This is a genomic window from Leucobacter insecticola (assembly GCF_011382965.1).
GTDB lineage: Bacteria > Actinomycetota > Actinomycetes > Actinomycetales > Microbacteriaceae > Leucobacter > Leucobacter insecticola.
Window position 1 is genome coordinate 981,266 of record NZ_CP049934.1, and the last position, 19,951, is coordinate 1,001,216.

Genomic DNA, 19,951 nt, shown 5'->3' on the forward strand with positions numbered 1-19,951 from the left:
GGCGCTGTACTTCAGGATGCAATCCGCGAATTCTGGACTTGCACTTTTGCGACCTACCCAGCAACAGGAATGTGATCTTTGGGGGTGAATCCCGCGTCGCTCGCAGGATGACACAGGACAAGCAAAGTACTCTAGTGGTTATGCGTGTATTGCTGACAGGTGGAGCCGGATACATCGGCTCGCACACCGCCCTTGTGCTCTTGGAACGTGGCCACGAGGTTGTGGTGCTCGATGATTTCTCGAACAGCGCATGGGAGGCCGTGCGTCGGGTCGAGGAGTTGAGCGGGAAGGATATCCCGGTCATTGAGGTGGATCTTGCGGATAGCGTTGCCGCCAAGGCTGCACTCGCGGGGACTGAATTTGAGGCGGTGATTCACTTTGCGGGGCTGAAAGCGGTTGGCGAGTCGGTGGCTCAGCCGAGTCGGTACTACCGAGTGAACATCGATTCTACCCTCGCGCTGCTTGATCTGATGCGGGAACGCGGCGTGAACAAGTTGGTGTTTAGCTCCTCCGCCACCGTGTACGGCGATCCCGAGTATGTGCCGATCGATGAGCGGCACCCGGTTGGCCTCGGGATCACCAATCCCTACGGCTGGACGAAGTTCATGAACGAGCAGATTATTCGCGATGTTCAGGCGAGTTGGCCGGAACTCGAAGCGGTGCTGTTGCGCTACTTTAATCCTGTCGGCGCGCATCCTTCTGGCAGGATCGGCGAGGATCCGACCGGGATCCCGAATAACCTGATGCCGTTTATCTCCCAGGTTGCCGTTGGGGTACGGGAGAGCCTAAGCGTGTTTGGTGATTCCTACGACACTGCCGACGGTACTGGAGTTCGTGACTATATTCACGTGATGGATCTTGCGGAGGGCCATGTTGCGGCACTTGAGCGTAGCGCTGCTGGCGTGGTGAGCTACAACCTGGGGTCCGGGACAGGTTCGAGCGTGCTTGAGGTCGTGCGCGAATTTGAGGCGGCGTCGCAGCGGCAGATTCCGTATGTGGTGGTGCCGCCCCGGGCCGGTGACGTCGCTGAGATGGTGGCAAACCCTGAGAAGGCCAACCGCGAACTCGATTGGCGGACAACGCGGACCCTGGCCGATGCATGCCGAGATTCGTGGGTGTGGCAGTCAACGAATCCTGCGGGATACTCCGTATGAGCCTCGACCTCGAGCGGCCTCTGCGAAACCCCGATGAGAGTTCTGAGCCACTCATGACAAAGCGCGCTCGGTGGCTGATTCTGATGGGCTTTGTGCTTCCGGGGAGCGCGCAGCTGCTCTCCGGGAACCGCAGACTAGGGCGTTTTGGGCTGATCTCAACCGTGTTGTTGATCGCGGGCGCGCTCATCGCGTTGCTTGGGTTCCTGCTGATGCGGGTTCAGACGCTGACGATTTTGACGAATGGCTTCGTGCTGCTGGTGTTGCAGTGGGTGCTGTTCGGGTATGCGGTGCTGTGGATCGTGCTCGGGTTCAACACGCTTCGTCTCACGCGTATTGTGCGGGTGCACCGCAACTGGAAGCTGCCAGTTGCGGTGCTTTCTGTGGTCCTGACAGTCGTGCCGGCGGTCGGCGCCGCCTGGGCGGGTAGCGCGGTTGCGGCGGGGCGAGGCGTGCTGAGTAACCTTTTCGCCTCAGCCCCGGCAGTTGAACCCATCGACGGCCGCTACAACATTCTGCTGCTTGGAACCGATGCCGGGCAGGATCGCGAAGGAATGCGCCCTGACAGTATTTCGCTCGTGAGTGTCGATGCACAGACTGGGCAATCAGTGATTATCGGCATCCCCCGTGAGCTCATCAACATGCCGTTCCCTGAGTCATCGCCGATGCATCCGGTGCACCCGAATGGCTTCTGCGTGGGACCCAACGCCTTCGGGGAAGGCGGGGGATGTCTCACCAATGGATATCTGAACGCACTGTTTGCGGAAGTTGAACAGGCCGACGAAATCGTTGAGGTTGAGGGGCTCCCCGAAGAATTCGCACAGTTCTACGAGGGGCTGTATCCGGACGCTGCTGCCAAGGGAACGTCTCCCGGTATCGAAGCGATTAAGGATGCGGTACAGGGCGCGACTGGACTTGACCCGCAGTTTCACGTTCTCGTCAACATGGACGCGTTTTCGAATCTGATTGACGCGCTCGGCGGTATCACGGTGAATGTCACCGAGGAGCTGCCGATCGGCGGCGATCAAGACGGTAATAACGTCGAAGGCTGGATCATGCCGGGCGAGCAGGGCATGGATGGCTACACCGCGCAGTGGTACGCCCGTTCAAGGTACGGCTCTGCAGACGGCGACTACGCGCGGATGCGGAGACAGCGTGAGATTCAAGCTGCGATCCTCGCGCAGATGAACCCCGAAAATGTCTTGCTCCGTTTCCAGGACATCGCGTCGGCCGGGACCCAACTTGTGGAGACTGATATCCCGGAGTCGATGCTTGGCCGCTTCGTTGACCTCGCGAGTAAAGCTCGTGCCTTTACTCCGGTTAATGTTGAACTGGCGCCGCCGGAGGTTGACCCCGAGTACCCCGATTTTTCGGCGATTCAGCAGCTTGTCGCGGCTGGAGTGGCCGAAGCTTCGCCACCTGAAACGAACTAAGGGTCAGGTGGAGAACACGCTGAGCCAGAAGAACCCCCGTCAGTATCTCGCGCGAATCCGGCCGTCGCGAAAGTCTCAACCGATCGTTGTTGCGGTGTCTGAAGTTGCGGCGGCCACCGAGGCGGTTGCCCAGGCGACCGAAACGATCGCGGTTGTTGCTGAGATAGTTGAGGACATTGCCGCGGCAGAGGCTCGCCGTCGACGTTGGCGTTTGGTCTCGCTGGTGCTGTGGATCCTCGTGGCTGCCGGTGCGGTGTTGGGCGGCGCAGGCTTTTGGGTGGAGCGGACTTTCGGCAAGATATCAGTCGACCAGTTGCTCCTCAACCTGTCAGGCGGCGGGGGCGAGGGGGCCGGGGGTACCGAGCTGATGTGGGGGGCGGTGACCACGATTCTTTGCGTCCCCCTCTTCCTCACCACGCTCATGATCCTGCTGGTGGAGATAATGCGGAGGGCGGTGTCGAGGCGGGACGGTCTTTGCCGTCCCCGGCTTGTTCGCGGTATCGCGGCGGTGCTCGCCCTTCTCGTACCTGTCAGCGGAGTCTCGATCTTTGCGAATGCAATCGGGCTGAGGGACTACGTACAGGCGGCACTTCGTGAGGCCTCTCTCGGGACGAGCATCGCTGACTATTACACCAAACCCGTGGTTGTGTCGGGTGTCGATGACGAAACGAGCCGGAACTTGGTACTGATCTATCTGGAATCGACCGAAGATACGTTTGCCGATGATCGCCTGTTTGAGAAGAACATGCTCGAGCCCGTGCAGTCTGTGACGCAGGGGTGGGAATCGATCCCGCGTCTGCACCAGTACGAGGGGGGCGGGTGGACGATGGCCGGGATTGTCAGCACGCAGTGCGGAATCCCGCTCCGCTCTGTCACCGATCGGGCGGACAACGATGAGTTGAACACCCTGGGCGCCGAGGGAAGTGAGCTCGAAAGCTACATGCCGGGAGCGACCTGTCTCGGCGACGTGCTCGCGGACGAGGGATACAGGAATGTGTTCCTGGGAGGTGCGGACGCACGGTTTGCGGGAAAGGGTGCCTTTTTTTCAGGGCACGGCTATGACGAGGTGGACGACCTCGGCGTCTGGCGCGGGCTAGGTGAGACGGAGATCCGGGATGACTGGGGACTATCTGACCGACGTCTCTTCGAGCGCGCTAAGGATACGGTGACCGAACTCCACGAGGCTGACGCCCCGTTCAACCTCACCATATTGACCCTCGACACCCACGAGGGGCCACGGGTATTTGAGTACTGCAGCTGGGATACCGATACCGCAATGACCTCAATAACGTTTTGTTCGATGCAGCAGGTCGCTGGGTTCATCGATTTTATGCGTGACGAAGGCTACCTCGAAGACACTGCGGTGGTGATCATGGGTGACCACCTCAAAATGGTTGCGCAGGGCGGGAGCTTCTGGGATGAGCTCCACGGGCGAGAGGGTCGCACGATCTTCAATAGGATTTGGACCCCTGACGGAGAGAGGATGGCCCGCCCCGAGATCGATCAGCTCAGCGTGTACCCGACGATCTTGGAACTCTTGGGTATTGAACTTGCCGACCATCGCGCCGGGGTGGGAGTGTCGGCGCTTGTCGCCCCGAGGAAGTCTCCTCAGGGACGATTCTCGAACTTAAACCCGATGAATATCTCGACGTAATACGAAGCCGATCGGTCGATTTCTTTCGCAGCGTCTGGAATGGCAGACCCGAGCTAGCTGCGCAGACGCGAGCGGGCACCCATGATGAGACCCGCGCCGAGAGTGAGTAAGCCAATCGCGCCGAGAAAGAGGGAGGCTTCGTTGGCACCCGTTGCCGCCAGCTCCTGCGGTGCACTGGCGAGATCCTGGGGCGTAGCCGGTGTCTGTGGCATTGCGGGTGGCGGGGAAATTGGAGACGTGTTGTCGTCTCCCTGCACAGTGAACGCAAAGCGTGACTCGCCGACCACGACATCACCGAGGTCGCATTCGAGGGACAGTCTGTTGCTGAACACCTCATCCGTCGGGGGCTTAGCGTCGTTCGGCACCTGCAACTCCTGGTTGAGAATGCCGTTGCTCTCGAGCGGGAACTTCCCGAAATACCGTGACACTGTGAGGTCGTCCATGGAAGTGTAGGACAAGCTTGCTTCGGCGGCATCCGCGCCAACGCCGTTGTAGAAGCAATCGCCCGTGACGCGAATCGGGTCGCCGGGTTTGCCTTGGAGCGAGTCCGCGGCGAAGCGGATTTCGACCCCCTCTGGTTCTTCAGTGGGTACATCACCGAGCACGGTGAAGGGAATCTCGCCCTGGCAGTAGATCGCGTCTCCGTTGATGCACGAGTAATAGATCAAGTACTCACCGGGGGCGACGGCCTTGGGAATGGTGATTGTTCCGGCATTAGGGTCACTCGGATCCAGCACGACACTGCCCCAAAAGTCGGGTCCGTAGTCGATATTGGATCCTGGCTGGAACCAGGTCAGATACTCGAAATGCACATCGACGCTCTGCCCTGGCGATGCGTCGGAGCTTGTGAAGCTCACGGCCTCCCCGGGTGCCACGGCAGCCGGGATCACCTCGAGTTCAAATCCAAGCGACTCGTCTGCGAACGCTGCGGAGGCACCCGCGAAGCTGGCGAGGACAAGCGCGATCCCGACGGTGCCCGTTGTATTGCGAACAATTTTGGATGTTTTCCGAAGCAGGGCCATAGCTGTAGTCTACGTCAGAAAAGACGCAGTTCACAGCCATAGCACAGTTTTACGGGGCCGTTCGCGGGAAGGCGGCGGTGGGGGTGGCCCAGGTGGCGGCAACGTAGACTGGGTGGAATTGTGTTTGTTGTGAGGGAGAGTGTTCGCATGCGCGTAACCGCCGTGCTGGTGGCCTACAACCGTCGGGATCTGTTGCAGGAGTCGCTCGCGGCACTCGCGAGGCAGACTCGCCCTGTTGACAGGCTTGTTGTTGTGGACAATGCCTCCACCGACGGCTCGGGAGAAGCGGCAGAATCGCTGCTCGATGAGTGGGGAGAAAGGGCCCGGCTCATCAGGCTCACCGAAAATACCGGCGGTGCCGGCGGATTCGCGGTCGGGATCGCCGCCGCGATTGCTGAAGATGGCATCGACTGGGTGTGGGTGATGGATGATGACACAGTGCCCGGACCCGAAGCGCTTGCGGGCGCGCTCGCGACGCACTCGCGATACCGGCGAACGGGACCGGACGACCTGGCGGTAATGGGGTCCCGAGTCGTCTGGACCGATGGCGAGGATCACCCGATGAACACACCGAAGGCGAAGATCCGCGCGAGCGCGAAGGAACGTCGGCGCGCGGCTCAGGCGGGCGCGATGGAGATCAGGTCGATCTCGTTTGTCTCGGCCTTCCTGCGCGCGCCGCGCGTGCGTGAGCTCGGTTTGCCGGTTGCCGACTACTTCCTGTGGAACGACGATTTTGAGTACTCCGCGAGACTCCTGCGAGGTGCCAGAGGGCTCTATGCTCCAGACTCCGTAGTGACGCATAAAACAGCCAAACGAGGATCCAGTGACCAGGATCCGGGCGCACGATTCTTCTTTGAGGTGCGCAACAAGCTGTGGGTGTTTCGCACGAGCCGGGCGCTCTACCCGTGGGAGAAACTGCTGTATTCTGCGGCGACCGCGCGCCGCTGGTTCCGCACGTTCCGTGCCTCGGAGGACCGAGCGCAACTGTGGGATTGCCTTCGTCGGGGATGGGGAGACGGCTGGCGAAGCTCACCGCAGCCGACACGTGAGGTACTCCGAGGTACTGGAGTGCCAGTCGATGTCATGTTCGAGATTGATCGCCTCGCAAAGGGGAACGTCCGATGACGGTGGGGGAGTTCTCTCTCCTGCTCCCGGTGTACGCGGGTGACGATCCCGGATTCTTGCGACTTGCATACGAGAGTTCCGTCCAGCAGCAGACTCTGCGACCAGCCGAAGCTGTGATCGTGCAGGATGGTGAGGTGCCAGAGGCGCTCGCCGCCGAGCTCAGACGGATTGTCAAGGAAAGCCCCATCCCGTGTCGAATGGTGGAACTACCCGAGAATCGCGGCCTCTGCGAGGCACTCAACGCCGGGCTTGAAGCGGTAACCTTTCCGGTGGTCGCCCGCATGGACGCGGACGACGTCTCCACGCCTGATCGGTTTGCGCGCCAGTGGGCCTTGATCGACCAGGGTTACGACTTGGTGGGCTCCGGTATGTTCGAGTTTGAGCGTGATCCGGGCATCCAGAGTGCGACACGAGTACCACCTGTTGGCTTCGCGAGGATCCGTGCTCACGCGCGCACCCACAACCCCTTCAACCATCCCACGATGATGTATCGTGTGGCGGCGCTCGACCGTGTCGGACGGTACCAACCGTTCGGCAGAATGGAAGACTACTGGCTGGGGATCCGGCTCATCGCTGACGGCGCGAGAGTCGAGAACATCGCCGATCCGCTGCTCGGCTATCGTGTTGGCGCGGGTGCGTTCGCGCGGCGTGGTGGCTGGTCCGAGGCCCGAACCGAATGGCGTCTGCAGCGGGAACTGCTGCGAATGGGGTTTGTGACGCGGAGCCAGTACCTTCGCAACGTGGCTATGAAGGGGGCCTACCGCTTGCTCCCTGCGGGAGTGAAGCGGGTACTCTTCCGTGGCCTCATCGGGAGAGGGCTGCCCGGGGACCGGGCTTAGCTGGAACGGCTACCAGACGATGTCTTCACCTCGCAGATCAAGCTGCGGGCCAGCTGCGACGAAGCCCTGCATGCTATCGATCGCTTCGAGCAGGCGGGGTTGCAGGATCGCGCGCATCGTCGCCGTATAGGTGCTCGTGAGGTGATTGTCGTCGAGGTACACGACAACATTCCCGATCACTGCCGGACAGAGATTCTGGGGGCAGATGAAATCGTTCATGTCGATCGTCGCTACGCCCGAGCCAACAAGCTCCTCTGCGGGATTCTGGTCCGCCAGCGCCCGATCGCGCTCGACGTCGCAGATCGTCGTGTCGCGGTGTTCCTCGGTGCACATGAACATGTTGAAGGTGAATCGAGGGTTGTCTCGCAGGAGAACGGTCGGAATACCCAGATCGGCGAGCGCGTCGAGCGTGTTCTCGATGCCCGGAACGACCGTCTCAGCCTGGCCGTAATCTTCGATCGGATCAGTGGGCCCCGCCGCTGTGCCGACGGTCACCACGAGGTCGGGCTGAAGTTCCTCGGCGAAGGTGAGGAGATCCTCGTTCCACGATAGGCACTCTTGCGCGCGATCGTAATTCGACGAATACTCCGGGTCGACAAGACCAAACGCGCAGCCGCCCTTCACCACGGCGATGAGCCGCCAACCCTGTTCCTCAGCAATCGCGTCGAGCGGTGCAAGCCACTGTTCCGAGTGGGAGTCACCCGTGACCAGCACTGTCTTTGAGTATTCGCTCACGCTGTTTTGGTTGCATGATTCGCGCATCTCATCGCTCTGCAGCGGCAGCTCAGGGTCGGCGCAGAGCTCAGCAAGTGTGCCCCATTCTGCCTCGAGCTGAGTGGCGAGCGGGAGGAGGGGAGCATCGGGATTGCTCGCCTCGTTCCAGCCATCGAGCAGTGAGAGCGCGCCAGGATTGTTCACGAGCCGTTCCTCGGGTGTCGCTTGCTCGACCGCGTCCACGATGTTCTGGGTTGCGACGGCCGCAAAATGCTGGGCGAGGCTCGTTGGTACCGCGACGAGCAGAATCGACAACCCGATGACGAGTAGCCCGCGCGGTGAGTTCTTGTTTGCCCAGGTGAGATTCCGGATCCTCTCGTCAACGGCCCAGGTGAGTCCCACTGCCAGAACGATCGAGACGAGGATCAGCATGAGTCCCTCGAACGCGTTGAGTGATTTGCCGTCGCGTTGCACCAGAGTAATCACGAGAAGGGGCCAGTGCACCAGATAGAGCGCATAGGCTGACTTGCCGAGAAACAGCAGCGGGGGTGCTTGCAACAGCTTGGCCGGACCGAACCCTGTGTCGTTGGTGTTCCCGCTCACAATGATCGCGGCGACACTGAGCACCGGCCAGAGGGCCAGATAGCCGGGGAATCCCCCGCTGACATCGAGTATCATGCCGCAGCTGAGAAGCGCGGCGAGCCCGAGCCAGCCGAGGACCCCGAGAAGTGGACGCGGGAGTCGAATCCACGGGATGACGATCGCGAGGATTGATCCTGCGGCGAATTCCCACAGCCTGGCTCGCGTGTCGAAGTAGGCGAACTCCTGATGACTTGCCGTGGTCACGATAGAAAACGCGAGGGACAGGGCAAAGACCACCGAGAACACGCCGAGCGCGAGCAGGCGAACGCGGGCGATCTTCAGGAGCCGCTGCAGGATCGCGATGACCCCGAAGAGCAGGGGCCACAGGAGAAAGACCTGCCCCTGCACCGAAAGTGACCAGAAATGCTGCACGGGGCTTGCGAAGGCGTGGTTGGCGTAGTAGTCAACCGACTCGAAAGCAAGCAGCCAGTTTTCGGAGTAGAAGAGCGCCGCCCAGGTGTGCGACCACAGCGGTACGAGCCGGGAGACGGGAAGGAACGCCCAGCCCGCAAAGATGACGGCAACGAGCACGACTGCTGCGGTCGGGAGGAGTCGCTTGAACGTATGGATCCACTGGCCAACGATGCGCAGTGGGGCACCAGATTCCAGGCGGCGGATGAAGGTCGCCGCGAGGAAATACGCGGAGATCATGAGGAAGGCGTCGACGCCCCCTGAGACCCGATCCAACCAGACGTGATAGCTAACAACGAGGAGCACCGCGACGGCGCGGAGACCGTCAATATCGTTGCGGTAGGGGGATGCATCCGAAGCGTGAGCGGAGCCTGCTGTCGCGACGTTTTGCCAGGGGAAACGCGCTTCAGTTTCGGGCTTGAGAGAAACAGACATCGGGGGACAAGCGTACCTCAGTCATTCGCGCAGCCGGCGTTATGACCCGTTTTGCAGAGCGAGAGCGGCGAATCTCAGTGCGAATGAAGCCGAAAAGGCGAGTTAAGGGAGAAATCTACGTGTCGATCTCTACTTCACGAGCGGCACCAGTTCGCGCTGCAGCCAGCCAGTGAGCGATTTCGCAAACGTACCGGTGAAGTGGTTGTCGTCGGTGTAGACAACGAGATCACCGGTAATCATGTGGCAAGTCCCATCAGGGCAGAGCAGATCCTGCAGGTCGACGACGTCGATATCGAGCTGATGCGCAGCGGCGGTGAGCCAGTCGAGATCCTGCGCTGCCTCCCAGGAACAGGCGTCATCTCGGCTCTCCTGCGCGGCGAGACAGGCTGGTCCGGTCATGCGCTTGCCCTGTGCGTCAAACAGTTCGACTGTTGGGAGGTCCCGGAATACGATGACCTGTTTCCCGGCATCCCGCAGACGCGAGAGAATCGGTGCAGGATCCGGCTCGCCCACAACGAGATCGCTGCGAATGACGATCACCACGGTGGAAATCGTCGGATCGGACTCAATTGCACGGACTTCCTGCTCGCTCCATTCGACGCAGCGGTCCGCGTCTTGCTGGAGGGCGTCGCGTGAAACGCCAAACACTCCGCAACCCGACCGTGTCTCGACGCGCAGGTTCCAGCCCTCGCGGGCGGCAAGCTGCTGCATCGGCGGAATCAGCTGTTCGGCGTGCGAGTCGCCGAACAGCATAACGTTGCGGCCCGTGCCGGCGGTCGAATCATGGCTACCTTGATCTGCTTCGAAGCTGCAGGATTGCTCGTCAAAGGTTCCCACCGTGGTCGCTGTGCAGTGCGCCTTCGCGATGACCGTGCCGAACCAGTTCCATGGAACGTCCTCTTGGGCAAAAGTGGGGTCGATGAGTTCCGGGACCGACTCGTGCGGGTTTTCGCAGTTGTTGAGGATCGCGTAAGCGCCGATGCAGATGTCCCCGGGTCGGCGTTGCCGTTACCGTTGAGGAGCGCATCGAGTTCGGTCTGTCGTTGTTCAACGTCCTGTTGAATGCTGATGGTGTTGATAGAGACGAGTGCGATGATCCCTGCGACGGCGAATCCCATGAGGCCAAAGGTCACACTCTGGCGTTTCAGCGGGCCGGGAGCGCGGCGGATCGGGTCTTCGACAAGCTTCAGTGTGATCCAGGCCAACACAATGGTTGTGGGGACCACAACGAGAGCCCGTCGGATTCCCCAGTTCAGCTGGGGTAGGGTGGCGGTCACTGCGATGATGAGGGGCCAGTGCCACAGGTACACCGAGTATGAGGTATCTCCGAGAAACTGAACGACGCGGTTGTGGGTGAGCCGCTGAGGGGCGAACTTCCAGGGCTGCGGTCTGCTCGTATCGCCGCACCAGAGCAGGATCGCGGTTGCTGCGATCGGGATGACGGCCAGCGCGCCAGGAAACGCGGTGGAAGCGTTAAACAGGAAGGCAGTAGCCGCGATTGCGGCGAGCGACATGTAGCTGAATATCCCGCGGAGGGCGGCCGAGAATCGAGCCGCCGGGAGCATTGCGACGAGTCCGCCGAAAGCAAACTCCCAGGCCCGGGTGGTGGTGATGAAGTAGGCAGAGGGCTGGGACCTGGCGGTCTCGAAGATGGAGAACGCAAGGGATGCGGCCAGCACGATGATGAGTGCGGTGAGGATGAAACGTCGAGGGGGTCGCTTTGCCAGGGCCGCGATGAGGATGGTGAGCGCGATGAGGACAGGCCAGACGAGATAGAACTGCTCTTCGATTGAGAGTGACCAGTAGTGCTGAACCATCGATGGCGCGGCGTCGGCGTTGAGGTAGTCGACAGAGTTCGCTGCGAGGCGCCAGTTCAAGATGTAGCCGGCGGCGTAGCCGATGTCGCCGTAGTTTTGGGTTCGGGTGTTGCCCGGCATCACCGTCATCGTGAGGATTGCGGTCACGAGGAGCACGAGCAGGGACGCCGGGAGAAGGCGACGAACGCGTTTCGCCCAGAACTCGGTGATGTGGATGCGGCCGGTTGTCTCTACCTCCCTGAGGAGGTGGGCGGTGATGAGGAAACCGCTGATGGCAAAGAAAATGTCGACGCCGATGTAACCGCCGGGCAAGCGGTTGGGGAACAAATGGAAGACGACTACCAGCGTGACGGCGAGGGCGCGGAGGCCCTGAATGTCGAGCCGTTTTGTTGAACGGGACACTAGACCACGCGGTCCACTTGCGGGTTGAACTTGAAGCCTTCCCAGAGTTTGCGGTACATCTGGCGACGGTGCTTGCTCTGTACACCGCCCCGGCGCATGCCGACGATGACCTGCGCCGCGAACATCAGAAAGTGGGGGAGCGACTGGTGTTGGCGACGGTACGAGGCCTCGTTGCGCACGCCGTAGGCGAACTTCCAGGCGTTCTTCGCGTCGATCATCCCGAAGTTGACGCCTGCGTTCTCGCCCATGTCGTGCACGGTGACGCTATCAAGCACCTGTACTCCCGGGCACTCTCGCGATAGTCGGAGCGTGTATTCGGCGTCGTCGAACCAGATGAAGTATTCCTTGTAGGGGAGACCGTGGCGCTCGATCGCCCAGCGTGGGATCAGTACCGAAACGAACGAGCAGCGCGTCACCATCACCGAGTTTTGGCCGCGCGCGAGCAGGCGACCCCAGTCCCATGTGGGAACGGGGTTATTCATCTCGCAGATCGAACCGTCGATGTATTTCACAACGGAACATGCGAACGGCATCTCCTCACCCAGTTCGTCGACGGCCTCATCGAAACCGTGGATGAGTCGTTCGAGCGCCTCTGGCTCGGGATAGCCATCATCGTCCATGATCCAGACAAAGTCAGCGCCGAGCTCGTAGCCGCGGCGCATGCCCGCCGAGAAGCCGCCGGCACCGCCCGTGTTTGTCGACAGGCTGACGATGTCAAGCCGCAGAGGGGACTTCAGCGCTCTGAGGTAATCACCGGTCCCGTCAGTCGAGGCGTTGTCGACGATAACGAGGCTGGAGGGCGCGTGTGTCTGTGCCTCGATAGAGGCGATGACCGTCTTGAGTTTTTCCAGACGATTAAACGTGACGATGACCGCGGCTACGCTTGCCATTGTGTAAGCAGCTCCTTCATCCACTGGCTCGCGCCGGTGAGTGTGTTGAATTGATCGATGCGCTCGCGCTGGGCAGCCCAGTGCCGCTCTCGAAGCTTTTCGTTCGCCGCGAGCGCGGTGATGGCGGAGGTGGCCTGTCGAATAAAGGGGCGAGCGGGGCGAGGCACGAGCATCATGTCTTGCACGATCGTGCGTTGAGAACCGACATCCGCCGATAGTACGGGGACCCCCGTGGCGACGGCCTCGAAAGTGGTCAGTGTGAGCCCCTCGTTGATTGAGGTGATGACGAGGAGATCGGCAGCATCGAGGGTGTCACTGACGGGAGTGTCTTCGTATCGCCGTTCAAGGACGCTCTGCAGCCCAAAATGGTCGATGAGCCCATCGACCGTGTCCCGCATTTCACCGTCACCGTGCATGATCGCGTGGAACGGGATCCCGAGCTTGTGGAGGCGGTGGACGAGGAGCAGGAAGACGTCGGGCCGCTTCTGTCGCGACAAGCGGCCGATAAAGGCAATGCTGAATGGCCGCTGCGGATCCCGCGCTGCAAACTCCGTCGATACATCCGTGGTGAGCTGCGCGAGCGGTGCCATGTCGATTTTGGTGGCGTCCACACCTTGAACATCGGTCATCCAGCGCACAAGTTCGGGGGAGATCGCGTGGTGCCGATCGATGAAACGGTCGTACTGCACTGAGAGTCCCGGATACCCGCCGCCCAAGTACTCCACGATGTGCAGCGAATCAACCACGGGCAGATCGGGTCGGTGCTTGGCGATCCAGGGCAGGCTCAGGTAGAGCCACTGGCAGTGGTGGATCATGACGCCGCTGAAATTATAGTTCTCGAGGAGCGCGTGGGTCAGCCCGATATCGAGGGTGTGCAGGTGCTCGGGGAAGCTCATCGTGATGATGACGCAGTCCGCAAGCTCCGGTGCGGTGAGCCACGGATGAACCGAGTTCTGGTCCGTGACAATCACGGGAAGGAACCCCGCTGCTTTCGCGAGGCTGACTGATTCGAGGGCCCATCGCTCTGCACCGCCGGTTTGCAGCCAGTGCAGGCCGAAGAGCACGGCACGCGGTGCCGTGGGTTCTGGGGCCGCAGGGGTGTGACTCCACGCCGTGATCACCGGCTCAGCGGAGCGGGCGGCCTCGCAGCCTGGCCAGCGCTCGAGCGGAGCGCTGATCGCGCGTTCTCGCCGCTGCATGAGAGTTTCCCTGACGGCATCGAGGGCCACGGGGCTGCGCTGTTCGAGTTCGCGGTATACCCTGCGGGGGAGCGAGGCTGGGGCGGGCGGCTCGGTGGTCGCGGGGGTCGCCGCGGGGTGACTGACCCTGATGGATCGCTTCACCGGACGCTCGGGCGGGGTCGCCTGGATCGACCCGACTGCCAGGCTTCGCACCGACACGGCGAAGTGCTCGTGCGCGTCGATTCCAGCGGAACCGTCGATCGTGGTGATGTCTGTGAGCGCTGGCATCTGGTTGATGCTGCCACTTGTGACGCGCAGTTCGAGGAGCGCGCCGGGGTTTCTGAGTGCGTGATAGTTCGCGGCGGCGGTGAGCTGCGCAATCTGGAGTGTGCTGAGCTCAGAGGCTGCTGCGAGAGTTGCAGCTGACTCAGGAAGGACTACGAAAAGTGGGGAGTGCATGATCTCCAATAATCTAGCATCGTAGTCTGCTGCAAGGCCTGACAGGATTCCGTCCCGGCCGCCTATGAGAGACCACAAGAGATGATCTTGAAGAGTTTTGCTTCACCCTGTTGATCGATGAGCTGAACGGCAGGGTTGTCGTCAAGGTTTTCGATGCCTGGGTAGCGGTGATCCCCGCTTTCCACCTCTCGCGTCCCGAAATCAAGAATGTACCTGACGCCGGTTTGTTCTAGTGCGCTGCACGTTTCAGGACTGTCTGGCGTGAGCGCAAAGGTGTCCAGGATTTGTTTCGCGTTCTCGTTGATGAATGACTTTTGGTAGGTGAGTAGCACCGAGTATCCGGCGAGTGAGTATGCGTAGGGTGTGCCCGTCCAGGGGTTACCCGCGATGACTGCTCCCTTCGGCACGTGTTCATGAAGCCGGGAGATGAGCGTGCGTTCGTCATCGGAGAGCACGTTGTTGATGGGTACTTTGCCCTCCTCATTGCGTCCTCCCAGGAGTCTACGGTCATCCGGCGGTATCGAATCGATATAGCTTGCTGATTGGCCGTCGTGCACGAGCCTGAGAAGGGGCACAAACCTCGGGTATCCGGTCGTGAGAAGTATAGAAATGAGAGCGACCCCCACAGTCAGGCCGGCACCAGTTTTACCAACGCGCGACTGGCTCAGCGCGACACTAAGGCTATTGAGCCCGAGCACGGAGAGCGGGATCACTGCCACCACGAGCAAAGCGGCTAGACGGGGGACGTCAGCGAACCAGGGATTTACGATCAAGCGGAGAGCGGGAGTAGACGCCCCTGCGGCGATGATGTAGAGCGCGACTGCGCAGCACCAGATGAGAGCCGCCGCGATGCCGAAGCGCTCCCTCCTCACAATCGCAGTCAATATCCCAATCGCCACCAGCACCGTCATGACCAACGGCAAGCCTGAGCCGAGAATCGAGGAGGTGAAGGCTTGGAAGGCCGCGTCTCCGAGTGAAGTTTGCGCGGGCCACCACCAGGATGTGCGCATGCGAACAAAGATCTTGTATGCGGCGAATAGAAAGACGAGGAACAACAGGACGTTGACAACACGTCGACGGACGGTCGCACTGCGCCAGCTGGAGCTGAGCGCGACGCTCGCCGCGACCGTGCTGAACACAAGCAGCCCGGTGAACGCTGAGGGATGCGAGAGAGCAACCGTTCCGGTGGCGAACAATGCGAGAGCAACGCGCAAACGGAGCGGACCGAAGCTCTGAGTTCGAGATAGACCGAGCACCTGCAGCACGGCTGCGAGCGCTGCAGGTAGGAGGGCCATGCCTAGGAAGAACGGATAGATGATCCCGTAGGCGAGCGTATTGAGGGGAAAAGCGGGAAACGCTGCCGCGAGCACGCCCGCCCCCACGAGGGTCACAGGTGTGGTCCGCACGAGCTGGCGAGTGAACAGCATGATGCCCGCGGGCCACACCAGCGCAACGACGACCATGTTGAACGCGTTCATCGCGAGGGGAATGTTTCCTCCCCCTGCCATCGCAACGAGGGAAACGATCGCGTGCCATCCGCCAGGGTAGTAAAATCCAGGTTTCTCTGGGCTCGTATAGGCAGGAAGGTGGAAAGGGGAAGCGTTGTTGGTGTCGAGCACAAAACGCAGAGAGCCATGGTGGTACACAGAATCCCACGACTGCGAAATGGCATTTGGGTCACCGATTCCAACGCAGCCAATAAACAGCAAGCCTGTGCCTGCAAAAACTAGAGGACCAGCGCCCCACGCCCAGTGATAAGGACGCTCCTCTGGGGCTGCGAACCGGCTGCGCAGCAGAACCCTTCCAGCTAACACGATGAAAGCGCTCACCGCGATCACGCCGGCCCCAGCCGTGCCGAGGCTCCACGGCAGGCCGAGCCAGGGGACCACGACGGCGAGCAGTGCGTAGGATCCGACGGAGAAGAGAGGCGCGAACGCCCACCACCAGATCCTACGCAAGCCAAGGAAATAGCCAGTGGCGAGGCCCGGTATGTATAGCAGGAGGACGCTGACGACCATCAACGGGATGGCCCCACCCAGGACAGCAAGGCTTATCTCTCCCCGAAACCGGCATGCAGAGGCCTGCGACCGGGCTTGGCATGCCACCAGGCGAGGTCTGCCGTCAGAGGTGAGTCATCGTGGAGACTGAGCGACTCTTCGAGCAGCAGGTCTCCCGCAGTGTATCGTTGCAGTAACAACTCGATTTCGGCGCTGGAAATGGCGAATCGCTCCATGCCGATGACGTTCAGTCCGCGGAGTCTGGCCGGTGAGCCAAAGGCCTTGCCGTAAGGCGGAACATCGCGCGACAGGGGCGTTCCCATGCCGATCATGGCACCAGGGCCGATAATCCTCCGCTGGTGCACGGCGGCGTTCATGCCGATGTTTACGCGATCGCCAATGATGCAGTGGCCGCCGATACTGACCCCGGCAGACACGGTGGCATCTTCGCCTATGAGTACGTCGTGCGCGATGTAGGCGCGAGCGAGGATCCAGGATCTGGCACCGACCGTGGTTTCGCGGTAGCTTCCCTGATGAATGACCACGTTCTCGCGGATCACAGCTCCCGCTCCGATGCGTACGCCTGCGTGCTCGAGGTCACCAGTCCAGGCAGTATTCTGGCGGAGGTTCGACATCTCTGGCGGTGCGCCGATCTGCGCGCCAGGGCCAATCCAGACGCCATCCTCAACCACCGCGGGGCCGAGAACGACGGCCCCGGGGCCAATTGCGACGCCATTGCCAAGAGTGACGCCGGGGCCAACAACTGCGAGTGGGCTCACCAGCTGGGACGGTGTTCCCTGATTACTCACTGGCTTTGCCTCGCAGGCTCGCAACCTCAATCGTCGTGCCGGTCTGCGCGGCCTCAATCGCGGCTTCACACACCTTGAGCACCTGCAAACCCTCGCGAAGGGTGACCGCTTCTGAGGGCTGGCCTAGAATGCGATCGCGGAATGCTTCGTGCTCGCTACGCAGTGGCTCCCGCTTTTCAAGGGCGAATCGCGTCACGGTTCCCTCACTCACTCCACGGAAAGTGGTTACCGCATCCCATTCGCTGTCAAAGGTGCCGTTTTCGAAGAAGGTGAGGTCAGCGGTGAGGGTGTCGGCGATGAACGCTCCGCGTTCGCCTGTCACGAGGGTGAGGCGTTCTTTGAAGGGCGTTAGCCAGTTCACGAGGTGATTCGTGACGATCCCGTTTTCGAGCTTGGCCGAAATGGTTACCATGTCTTCAAATTTGCGGCCGCTTCGGAATGCGGTCTGCGCGCCGATCGACTGAAAGTCGGAACGAGCGAGCCACGCAGTAAGGTCAACGTCGTGGCTGCCGAGATCCTTCATCACGCCAACATCGGCGATTCGCGCAGGGAAGGGGCCCTGGCGGCGGGTGTGGATCTGGTATACTTCGCCGAGGTCGCCGTTTTCGAGTCGCTTGCGCAGGCTCATCAGCGCCGGGTTGAACCGTTCGATGTGCCCGACTGCGCCGACGAGACCGCGAGATTCGAACGCTTCGACGAGGCGCTGACCAGCTTCGAGCGTGTGCGCGACGGGCTTTTCGATGAGGGCGTGTACTCCACCCTCAGCGAGCGCCAGTCCGACCTCTTCGTGGAACTGTGTCGGGACAGCCACGACAGCCGCGTCGATTCCGTGAGCGATGAGCTCTTGAACCGAATCGTATCGCGGCAGCGATCCTGCAACGCCGTGGGGGTCACCCATCGCGTCAGCAACGGCCACAAGCTCGACACCCTCCACTTCGCGCGCAACTCTTGCGTGGTGCCGGCCCATCATGCCCAGCCCAATCAGGCCGACCTTGATCGTCATTGCTGCTCCTTCGTGGTTTCCGGTACCGAGGCGGCGGCGCGCCCTAGCCACCGGTTTCGTGGCGCTGTCGTCGTACTCCAGCAATATCTTACCGGGCGGGTTCCGCGAAACCTGGGCCTACAGGCCTCAGCTCCGTGCGGGTGGAATATGTCGGCTGCGGTTCGGCGCTCAGTTTCCGGGGGCGGCATATTTGGTAGACTCGGGCGGTTACCGGATCGCTCGCCAGTAGGAGGATTCGGCCAATACCCAGGGAGGAACTGTGGCAGCAAGCACCGTACAGGGTGCCGGCGCGAGCTCAGCCGGATTTGACGTTCCGGGGCAGGGACGTGGCCTGCTCGAAGTGTTCCGTTGGCGATACCTGCTGCGGCTTCTGGTGCGCAAAGAGACTTCAACGCGATACCGCAACTCGGTGCTGGGGTGGGTGTGGTCGTATGTGCGGCCCGCCGCCCAGTTCCTTATCTTTTATCTCGTGCTTGGCGTCTTTCTGAACATGAATCGCGGCGTAGAGAATTTCGCGCTGTATCTGTTCTCTGGCATTATCGTGGTCAATTTCTTCAGTGAAGGCTTTGGCAACGCGACTCGATCTCTCGTTGACAACGCGCATCTCGTACGCAAGATCTATATGCCGCGCGAGCTGTTTCCCGTAGCCGCAGTGTTTGTGTCCTTCATTCATTTCCTCCCGCAGGCCGGCATTCTTGTAGTGGTCGCGGTGCTCACCGGGTGGCTTCCGATGCCTCTCTATCTCGGGGCCGCACTGTTGGCGATGCTCATCATTGCTCTCGCCTCGACCGGTCTTGGGCTCTTTTTTGGATCTCTCAACGTCGCGTTCCGTGATGCGCAGAACTTCGTCGACCTGATCTTGCTCGTGGCCACCTGGGCTTCCCCAGTGCTGTATTCGTGGGAAATGGTTGCGGTCCACGTGCCGTCTTGGGTGATGTGGATTTACCAGGTCAATCCGTTGACTGCCGCGGTCGAGTTGTTTCACCTGGCGTTTTGGTCGCCGGTGACGTCCGGGGGCATGATCTGCCTCCGAATTTCTGGGCTTCCGTGGGATCTCTGTGGTGATCACCCTCGTCATGCTGCTCATCGGTCAGTGGGTGTTCCGCAAGATCGAGCCACGATTTGCGCAGGATCTTTGATGGAACGACAAGGGCACACAAATATGGGCACGCACGAGCCGGCGATTGTCGCTGAACACATCACCAAGCACTTCTCGCTGAAGCACACGCATTCGCTGAAGGAAACGTTCATCGCCTGGACGAAGCGTAAGCAGCTGCGGACCGAGTTCACCGCGCTCAACGACCTGAGTTTCGAGGTAATGGAAGGCGAATCGATCGCGCTGCTCGGATACAACGGATCCGGCAAGTCGACGATGCTGAAGATCATGTCTGGCGTGATGCCCCCAGACGAGGGCGTCGTTCGTATGCGTGGGCGTGTAGCCGGACTGATCGAGGTCGGTGCCGGGTTCCACCCCGAGCTCACCGGGCGTGAGAACGTGTATCTGAATGCCGCGATCCTGGGCATGAAGGAGCACGAGATTGATGCTATCTTCGAAAAAATCGTCGATTTTGCGGAGATCCGTGAGTTCCTCGACCAGGAGGTGAAGTACTACTCCTCCGGCATGTTCATGCGTCTCGCGTTCTCTGTTGCAATTCACGTCGAGCTCGACATCCTGTTGGTTGACGAGATTCTTTCGGTTGGCGATGCGCCGTTCCGTGAGAAGTGCCGGCTGAAATTCCAGGAGATGATTCGTGAGAACAAGACCATGGTAGTGGTCAGCCACGATATGGAACTCGTTCGTGAACTGTGTGACCGTGGTGTGGTGATCAAGCGTGGCCGGAAGCGATTCGACGGGCCGATCGAAGAGGCGATCGCTTACCTCGGCTCAGAGGATTACCAGCGCGACGACTAATTCCTAGTCGTCCTGCGTCCCGCAGAGCCTTCCCTTCGTTGAAGCACAGCCTCGC

15 protein-coding genes are annotated in these 19,951 nt (G+C 60.9%); 6 read left to right on the forward strand and 9 right to left on the reverse strand.

Annotation, left to right across the window (positions count from 1 at the left end; translation table 11 throughout):
• The first annotated feature begins 140 nt into the window (after positions 1-140).
• Genes galE through G7067_RS04555 form a run of 3 tightly spaced genes read left to right on the forward strand, consistent with a single transcriptional unit; the run spans position 141 to position 4,238 of the window.
• Positions 141-1,154: a UDP-glucose 4-epimerase GalE gene (gene galE / locus G7067_RS04545; RefSeq protein ID WP_166325782.1), complete on the forward strand. Its 1,014-nt coding sequence runs from the start codon at positions 141-143 to the stop codon at positions 1,152-1,154.
• A 53-nt stretch (positions 1,155-1,207) separates the two neighbouring features.
• Positions 1,208-2,584: an LCP family protein gene (locus G7067_RS04550; RefSeq protein WP_244301255.1), complete on the forward strand. Its 1,377-nt coding sequence runs from the start codon at positions 1,208-1,210 to the stop codon at positions 2,582-2,584.
• A gap of 7 nt (positions 2,585-2,591) precedes the next feature.
• On the forward strand, positions 2,592-4,238 hold the full coding sequence (locus G7067_RS04555) for a sulfatase-like hydrolase/transferase (protein WP_166322315.1): 1,647 nt from the start codon (positions 2,592-2,594) through the stop codon (positions 4,236-4,238).
• Positions 4,239-4,291: 53 nt separating this feature from the next.
• Here the strand turns inward: G7067_RS04555 and G7067_RS04560 are convergent, their stop codons facing one another.
• Positions 4,292-5,260, reverse strand: coding sequence for a hypothetical protein (locus G7067_RS04560; RefSeq protein ID WP_166322316.1), 969 nt, complete (start codon positions 5,258-5,260; stop codon positions 4,292-4,294).
• Positions 5,261-5,407: 147 nt separating this feature from the next.
• On the opposite strand from G7067_RS04560, the gene G7067_RS04565 reads away from it, so the two are divergent.
• Both G7067_RS04565 and G7067_RS04570 read left to right on the forward strand, forming a co-directional pair.
• A complete protein-coding gene (locus G7067_RS04565; protein ID WP_166322317.1) occupies positions 5,408-6,385 on the forward strand; it encodes a glycosyltransferase in 978 nt (325 codons plus the stop codon).
• Positions 6,382-7,224 carry a glycosyltransferase gene (locus G7067_RS04570; RefSeq protein ID WP_166322318.1) on the forward strand — a complete coding sequence of 281 codons (843 nt, stop codon included), beginning with the start codon at positions 6,382-6,384 and terminating at the stop codon, positions 7,222-7,224. Before G7067_RS04565 ends, G7067_RS04570 begins: the two co-directional genes overlap by 4 nt.
• 9 nt (positions 7,225-7,233) lie before the next feature.
• Here the strand turns inward: G7067_RS04570 and G7067_RS04575 are convergent, their stop codons facing one another.
• From G7067_RS04575 to G7067_RS04610, 8 genes are all read right to left on the reverse strand, one after another.
• Positions 7,234-9,426, reverse strand: a complete 2,193-nt coding sequence (locus G7067_RS04575; protein WP_166322319.1) for an acyltransferase family protein — start codon at positions 9,424-9,426, stop codon at positions 7,234-7,236.
• A gap of 129 nt (positions 9,427-9,555) precedes the next feature.
• Positions 9,556-10,263, reverse strand: a complete 708-nt coding sequence (locus G7067_RS04580; protein WP_244301256.1) for an SGNH hydrolase domain-containing protein — start codon at positions 10,261-10,263, stop codon at positions 9,556-9,558.
• Entirely contained in the window at positions 10,146-11,645 is a 1,500-nt protein-coding gene (locus G7067_RS04585) for an acyltransferase family protein (protein ID WP_166322321.1), read from the reverse strand. Before G7067_RS04585 ends, G7067_RS04580 begins: the two co-directional genes overlap by 118 nt.
• Positions 11,645-12,535, reverse strand: coding sequence for a glycosyltransferase family 2 protein (locus G7067_RS04590; RefSeq protein WP_166322322.1), 891 nt, complete (start codon positions 12,533-12,535; stop codon positions 11,645-11,647). Before G7067_RS04590 ends, G7067_RS04585 begins: the two co-directional genes overlap by 1 nt.
• A complete protein-coding gene (locus G7067_RS04595) occupies positions 12,523-14,175 on the reverse strand; it encodes a glycosyltransferase (protein ID WP_166322323.1) in 1,653 nt (550 codons plus the stop codon). Before G7067_RS04595 ends, G7067_RS04590 begins: the two co-directional genes overlap by 13 nt.
• A 62-nt stretch (positions 14,176-14,237) precedes the next feature.
• A complete protein-coding gene (locus tag G7067_RS04600; RefSeq protein ID WP_166322324.1) occupies positions 14,238-16,193 on the reverse strand; it encodes a DUF6541 family protein in 1,956 nt (651 codons plus the stop codon).
• Positions 16,194-16,225: 32 nt separating this feature from the next.
• Complete coding sequence (locus tag G7067_RS04605) at positions 16,226-16,981, reverse strand: DapH/DapD/GlmU-related protein (RefSeq protein WP_244301257.1); 756 nt, start codon at positions 16,979-16,981, stop codon at positions 16,226-16,228.
• Complete coding sequence (locus G7067_RS04610) at positions 16,974-17,984, reverse strand: Gfo/Idh/MocA family protein (protein ID WP_166322325.1); 1,011 nt, start codon at positions 17,982-17,984, stop codon at positions 16,974-16,976. Before G7067_RS04610 ends, G7067_RS04605 begins: the two co-directional genes overlap by 8 nt.
• A 259-nt stretch (positions 17,985-18,243) precedes the next feature.
• Between G7067_RS04610 and G7067_RS14840 the strand changes: the two genes are divergently transcribed.
• Complete coding sequence (locus tag G7067_RS14840; RefSeq protein ID WP_341872866.1) at positions 18,244-19,896, forward strand: ABC transporter permease; 1,653 nt, start codon at positions 18,244-18,246, stop codon at positions 19,894-19,896.
• The last annotated feature ends 55 nt before the right edge of the window (positions 19,897-19,951 follow it).

What these genes read in the sequence shown, in the direction of transcription:
- galE (WP_166325782.1), top strand. Translation starts at nt 141, where the DNA reads ATGCGTGTATTGCTGACAGGTGGAGCCGGATACATCGGCTCGCACACC.
- G7067_RS04550 (WP_244301255.1), top strand. Translation starts at nt 1,208, where the DNA reads ATGACAAAGCGCGCTCGGTGGCTGATTCTGATGGGCTTTGTGCTTCCG.
- G7067_RS04560 (WP_166322316.1), bottom strand. Translation starts at nt 5,260, where the DNA reads ATGGCCCTGCTTCGGAAAACATCCAAAATTGTTCGCAATACAACGGGC.
- G7067_RS04565 (WP_166322317.1), top strand. Translation starts at nt 5,408, where the DNA reads ATGCGCGTAACCGCCGTGCTGGTGGCCTACAACCGTCGGGATCTGTTG.
- G7067_RS04570 (WP_166322318.1), top strand. Translation starts at nt 6,382, where the DNA reads ATGACGGTGGGGGAGTTCTCTCTCCTGCTCCCGGTGTACGCGGGTGAC.
- G7067_RS04575 (WP_166322319.1), bottom strand. Translation starts at nt 9,426, where the DNA reads ATGTCTGTTTCTCTCAAGCCCGAAACTGAAGCGCGTTTCCCCTGGCAA.
- G7067_RS04590 (WP_166322322.1), bottom strand. Translation starts at nt 12,535, where the DNA reads ATGGCAAGCGTAGCCGCGGTCATCGTCACGTTTAATCGTCTGGAAAAA.
- G7067_RS04595 (WP_166322323.1), bottom strand. Translation starts at nt 14,175, where the DNA reads ATGCACTCCCCACTTTTCGTAGTCCTTCCTGAGTCAGCTGCAACTCTC.
- G7067_RS04600 (WP_166322324.1), bottom strand. Translation starts at nt 16,193, where the DNA reads ATGGTCGTCAGCGTCCTCCTGCTATACATACCGGGCCTCGCCACTGGC.
- G7067_RS04610 (WP_166322325.1), bottom strand. Translation starts at nt 17,984, where the DNA reads ATGACGATCAAGGTCGGCCTGATTGGGCTGGGCATGATGGGCCGGCAC.